4 protein-coding genes and 1 pseudogene are annotated in these 6,020 nt (G+C 71.3%); 1 reads left to right on the top strand and 4 read right to left on the bottom strand.

Features of this window, described 5'->3' with window-relative positions:
- From U9977_RS25025 to U9977_RS25035, 3 genes and pseudogenes are all read right to left on the bottom strand, one after another.
- Positions 1-537: pseudogene (locus U9977_RS25025) on the bottom strand (group II intron reverse transcriptase/maturase); the annotation flags it as partial.
- A 753-nt stretch (positions 538-1,290) separates the two neighbouring features.
- Positions 1,291-1,944, bottom strand: coding sequence for a class I SAM-dependent methyltransferase (locus tag U9977_RS25030; protein WP_322751738.1), 654 nt, complete (start codon positions 1,942-1,944; stop codon positions 1,291-1,293).
- Positions 1,945-2,148: 204 nt separating this feature from the next.
- Positions 2,149-2,712, bottom strand: a complete 564-nt coding sequence (locus U9977_RS25035) for a hypothetical protein (protein WP_416210774.1) — start codon at positions 2,710-2,712, stop codon at positions 2,149-2,151.
- Between the two features lie 535 nt (positions 2,713-3,247).
- On the opposite strand from U9977_RS25035, the gene U9977_RS25040 reads away from it, so the two are divergent.
- A complete protein-coding gene (locus tag U9977_RS25040) occupies positions 3,248-3,685 on the top strand; it encodes a winged helix-turn-helix transcriptional regulator (RefSeq protein WP_322751740.1) in 438 nt (145 codons plus the stop codon).
- A 15-nt stretch (positions 3,686-3,700) separates the two neighbouring features.
- Here the strand turns inward: U9977_RS25040 and U9977_RS25045 are convergent.
- Positions 3,701-6,020: AfsR/SARP family transcriptional regulator (locus tag U9977_RS25045; protein ID WP_322751741.1), on the bottom strand; the 2,320-nt coding region annotated here is incomplete at its 5' end.

Genomic DNA, 6,020 nt, shown 5'->3' on the forward strand with positions numbered 1-6,020 from the left:
ATAACCCCGGGTTCCGTAGAAGTGGATCTCGGCCACCGCGTCCTGCGCCCGCCGCCGGGGCCGGAAGCCATACGACACAGGCTCGAAATCAGCCTCGAAGATCGGCTCTAGCACCAGCTTCAGCGCGGCCTGCACGACCCGGTCAGCGACCACGGGAATCCCCAGCCGCCGCACCTTCCCCGACCCGCCCGGCTTCGGGATCAACCGCTCCCGCACCGGCAACGGTCGGAACTCTCCTCCTTTCAGCTGGGTACGGAGGTCGTCCAGGAACCTGGACACCCCGGCCTCGCGAATATCGGCGACCCGCAGGCCGTCGACCCCGGCGGTCCGGGCGCCCCGGTTGCCCGCGACCCGGGCAAACGCCACGATCAGCGTCGCCGGGTCATACACAAAGTTGACCAGGTCATCGAACCGGCGGTCAGGATCAGCCGCCGCCCAACGGTGAAGTTTGGCCTGCATCCCCGATACCCGCGCGAACGCTTCCTCACGGTCGCCCCCGCGCGGAGCACCGCCATTCGGCGGTGCGTCTTCCGGCATCACAGTGTCCATCCCTTCTCGATACCGCTGCCGCCCTTCCCCATGTGCACAGGCTTTCCCTGGCTCGGAGTACTACGGCGGCTCCGCCCCACCCCACCGGTTCGGCGGTCGGTGCGCCTATCCCGCCCGGACGGCTGGCCGCCACCCGGCCGGGAGCCCACGCGAGGTGGTTCCCACGTTCACTGTGCCTCGTTTGTCGGAGTAGGAGCCCGACTGTGTCCCAGCGGCCTCGTCATGGGTACGCCGCAGACATTCCCCATGACCTCCGGGTCGGCTTCTAAAGACCAAACCAGAGTTCCCTCAGCATCGGTAAACCAGGGGACGCACCGCGACCGGCCCATATCTACCAGGTTGGAGCCGGTGTCAAAGTTGAAGGACGTAAAACGCCGGTTCCTCGCGTACTCCTCTCCAACTCGCTCGCCGAACCCGCACCATCTGGCAGTGCTGACACGTCCCGGCTTTGTCAGGGCTGCTCCCGCCCTCCCCGGCACCACCCGGATCAGGCTGCCCTCAGCTACCCCGGCCTACTGCGACAGACCGAGGACGAAGGTCTTCCACCTCCACTCGAAACACAGCGCCTCGTGGCGCAAACCGTTAGATTGACAGACCCCACCCGCGCCGCCCTTACGACCGCCTGACCCCCGGGCTCCGAGCCGTTAAGAAGGACCGGGACTCGGGTCCGTGTCACCAGCCGCCGGGTAAAGGGACGATCGTGACCGTTGCCGCTTGATTGCCACCGGCCGCGGTGGAGGCTTACGTCTCCTGCGGGCGGCGGGCCAGCAGCTGTGCCTGCCGGCCCCGTTCTTCCTCTGTCGGTGCTCGCACGAACTGGGCGACCTCGGCCAGCCCTGCCTGACTTACCAGTCTGGAGAGGTGGTCGGGCGGCCAGCGGTAGGCGCGCGTCACCCGATGGTCGTAGGCGTGCACCCCTGCCGCGGGTTCGTCCGTGGCCAGGAAGCCGAGCAGCAGGTGGCCGCCGGGCGCCAGGACGCGGTGGATCTCGGCGAGAACCGCGGGGAGGTCGGCGGGCGGGGTGTGGATGAGCGAGTAGCGGCACAGGGCGCCGCTGAGCGTGCGGTCCGGCAGGTCCAGCGCGGTCAGTGTGCCCACGTCGAACCGCAGCTCTGGATAGGCGGTGCGGGCCAGGGTGACCATCGCCGCCGACAGATCCACCCCGAACACGTCCAGCCCCAACCTGTGCAGGTGGGCCGTCGCATAGCCGGGCCCACAGCCAAGGTCGGCGACCGGGCCGGTGAGGTCACGCACGAGATCGGCGAACGCGGCCAGCAGCGCACGCTCCACCGGCTGGCGGTCGAGAACGTCAGCGAAATGCCCGGCGTAGACCTCCGCCACACCGTCGTACGCCGCTGCGACGGTGGCTAGATAAGCCGGAGCAGACTCGGTCACGACCGATCACCATAGCCCCCAGCCGCACTACCCTGCCCAGCCTCGGAGGCGGTTCCTGGCCGTCGGCGCGGCGCACACCACCAGCGGCGTGGCTGAAGCCAACGGCGAGCTACCTGGCCGCCGGTGACGCGAATTCGAGTCCCGGGCCAGAACATGTGACCGCGCACCGTAGTGCCGCACCCTTCCTCGGTGCCCGAATCCTGATCATCGGATGGCGGCGTTAAAGATCCACGATGATCGACGGGGTCGGTCGCCGAGGTCGGCTCGTCCGGTGCACCACAGCAGGACCTGCGCGGGATTGCCTTCGGCAGCATCGGGAAACAGTCGACTCAGTACCGCCGCGCACAGTGGCCGCGGGGGACGCCACGGCACGCGTAACCCCTCGGTGATGTCGTGGGTATGCAGGAGGATCTCAGCGACGCCCATCGCCGCGAAACCCGCTGTGTCCGTCGGTCCGTAATGCCACCCGTGGGCGTCCGGGTTGGTGGCGATCGCGCCGCTGAGGAGTCTTGCGCAGGCGGTGACGACCTGGAGCACGCCGCGCGGATCCGCGGCGGGCGCCACCTTGAGGTCAAGGGGCAGGTAGGCAGCTGTCGGGCCGGCTGCCACCTGCCCCGCGTAGGCGAGCAGATCGTGTGCGACATGGGCAGCGGTCTGCCAGCAGGTCCAGTCCAACAGCCCCGCCTCGACCTGCCAGTAACGGGTGTCCTGCGGACCGAGCACCCGTACCATCTCAGCCAGCGCCGCGTCAACATCACGGCCGCTCAGGGAGCGCATGAAGACAGCGTCCCAGCGCGAACCCGCGTCGTGAGCAGAACCTCGTCCCACCTGTCCGAGCGGGGCCAGATATGGCCGTCTCGATGGGGCCCGTTTGATCTGTCACGGCCACCTCACGCCGAGCGCACACGTACCTGCCGGGGCTGGCGGCGACCGTGGCGGGGTCTGCTGGCGCCTCTCCGGGCCCGGGACGTGACGGCGTCCGTCAACGTGATGCTTGTCATGCGATCCCCGTATGCCACCGGAAGCCCAACGCGATGGTCTCGTTGCTGGCCACGCTGTTGCAGGTACATGGCGCGAACGGCGCCTGTAGAGATCGTCGACGACCGGCAATCCACACGAAAGGCACACGTGGTGGGTTGTCCGTTGTTGAGGTGTTCTCTGTCGTATAACGCCTACATCGGTCATTCTGGGTGCTGGACCTGTCGCACAGATGGACTTCGATCTCCCTATCGCGGCGAGACAGTAGCGCTGCGAGGCAGAACGAAGCGACATCGACGCGACCTGTTGCTGGCCCGTGGTGGAGGTGAGCGCGACGAGCGACGTCACGATTTCTGACGATGACTGGGGCAGCCTGCTCCACGATTTGCGGGGCCTGTTGAACCCCGTGTGGCTGCCGGATGTGCTGGTGGCGCTGTCGGCGGGACCGCGCCCGTACACCGGCCTGTTGCAGAGCATCCGCACCGCTGGCACGCCTCGCAGCCGGCGCTGGCCGCGACCGATCATCCGCGACGCGGTGTTGTACCGGACGCTGCGGTGGATGGAGCAGCGTGGGTTGGTCGCGCACACGCGGGAGCGCCAGTTCCCGTTCTCCGCGTCGTACCGGCTCACTGCGGCGGCGCAGGAGCTCCTGGCCCTGTCCGTACCGCTGGCGGAATGGGCCGCGCGCCATGAGGATCTGCTGGAGTTGGACCGGCGGGCGCGGGCCCAGGCCCGCGCCCGCCGGACGAACACGCCGGCGTGAGGGTCCGTGGCTGGGTCACGCTGAGCGGACGTCACGGGGGTCCGGCTGCCGGAGCGCGCGGAAAACGGCGACGACATCCGGGCTCGGTTGCTGATCGATGTCGTCGAGGCAGGCGACCAGCAGGGCGTAGGTGTGGCCGATGGCGTCCTGGTGGCCTAGGCGGGCCTGGGCGCGGGCGATCTGCGCGTAGAGCTGTTCGTTGTAGGGGTCGAGGCGGCGCAGCGTCTCCAGCAACTCCAGACGTTGCGGGGTGTCCTCGCCGATCGAGGCGGTGAGGCTGGCCAGGGCGTCGGCGACCTGCCGTCGCAGGTTCTCGCGGTAGGGCTCGGCCCAGGCACCGGCGAGGTCGTCGGAGAGATGCCCGGCGTAGGTGGCGGCGATCGGCACGATCGCGGCAAACCGGTCCGCCTCGGTCGCGGCACGCCGACGCTGGTCGAGCGCGTCCTGGACCTCCCACAGGTCCACCGTCACGAGGTCGCGGCGCAGCCGGTAGTCGCCGTCGTCCTGCTCGACGATGTCGGGCACCGCGCCGGCGGTGACGGTGTGCACGGCGCGGCGCAGCCGGCTGAGCGCCGCGTAGAAGCGGTTGTCCAGCCGCCGCCGGGTGTCCCCGGCATCGGGCCAGATAGCCGCGACGATCGCGTCGCGGCTCATCCCGGCGGGATGCAACGCCAGGTAAGCGAGCATTTCGCGGGCTTTGGGACCCATGCCCTCGACCAGCTGGTAGTCGCTGTCAGGCGTCGGCCGGTACCGCAGCCGCAGGGACCCGAGCACGGTGAGGATCAACGGGGTGCTGGCGGCCGGCGGCGGGCCGCCTATGGCCGCGACACCGGCCGCTGACGGTGACGGTGACGGCGCGGAGAGCGCTGCGCCGGTCCTCGGCATGACCGCGGGAAGCCCGCCGCCGGTGGGAGCGGGTTCGGGCGTCGGTGGCTCGCGGCGCGCGTTCCGGCCGCCGCCGTCGGTGCCGCTGGGCTCGTCGTCGCCGGTGCTATCGGGGGGCGGTGCGGAGTCGGGCGGTGGGGGCGGAGGCCCCTGGGTAGGGTTTGCCCGCCGATAGGCCTCCTGATTGTCCGCGGGGGCGTCGGCGTCGGCCAGCAGGTCGAGGAGCTCGGCGGCGTCGGCCGGCGGGAGGATGAACAGGCGGCTGCCCCGCAGCGTGGCGGCGATGTCGGGGCTGGCGGCGCCGACGACGCCGTCGGCTCGGACGCGGGCGGTGGCGCCGGGCCGCCACTGCCCGTAGAGGATGCCGACCAGCCCGAGCGGGGAGCCGTTGTCGAGGACGGCCTGTAACCGGCGGTCCAGCGCCGGGGTGGGTGTGGCGACGACGACGAGGGTGGCCCGGTCGGCCCCGGCGTCGCCGGCGGCGAGCCGGGCCCGGGTGACGACCTCGGCGTCCAGCCGGTCGAGCAGCATGTCCAGGTCGGCGACGACGTGCAGGCGCTGGGGTGGGCGGGTCGCGGCCTGCTCGCCGAGCATCCGTGCGGCGTCGGCGGCGGGGATGAGGACGTTGACGGGGGCGGCCTCGGGCCGGTGCCGTTCGGCCAGCAACGCGAGCAGCAGGGCGCGGATCGCGGCGTCGGCGCCGGGACCGATGAGGCCCAGGCCGCGGGCGGCGGCCAGGTCGAGGGCGAGCGGCCGGCCGTCGGGGGTGGTCCCGACCACGTGCGTTCCGGGCGGTGGCGCTGTCTGTGCCGCGGTGCTCTGGGCGTGGCGGCGACCGGCGACGTGGCTGTCGCCGGGCGGGCGCACGACGAGGGGATCACCCTCGTCGTCGAGGACAGCGGTGGCCGCGTCGTAGGCGACCGCCAGCTCCCCGATGACCGGTGCCTCGTCGAGGTCGTCGCGCTGGCCGCTGCCGGGCACATAGTGCCGCCGGTGCCACAGCCGCAGACTGAACAGGGCTGTGATCAGCAGAGCGACGGTGCCGAGACCGAGATAGCCGCCGCTGGGGAACTGCACCCCCGGTGCGGGGGTTGGGGCAGTCGGGGGCATCGGTGCGCGCGGCGGCGGTGCCGTGGCCGACGGCGCGCCGGGTGACGTGGGGACCGTCGTGGGTCCGCTGGTCGCGGGCGGCCCACCACGTGCCGCGCCGGGCACGGGCGTGGCGGGCGGCGCGATGGCCGGCGTGGGGATGGTCGGTGCCGGCGGTGCCGGCGGTGTGGTCGCCACGGGTGGGGCTGACCTCGGGGTGCCCGCGGTAGCCGGGCCGGCCGGCGGCGGCGCGGGTGTGGCCGGCTCCGGTGGGAGGCGCAGCACCCAGCCGGGGCGGATGAGGTTGGGATGGGTCAGCGCGCGTCCGTCGGCCTGGCGGACACCGTGGTTGAGCGTCCAC

It is taken from the genome of Protofrankia sp. Cas8 (genome assembly GCF_963555845.1).
In the GTDB taxonomy this organism is placed as follows: Bacteria; Actinomycetota; Actinomycetes; order Frankiales; family Frankiaceae; genus Protofrankia.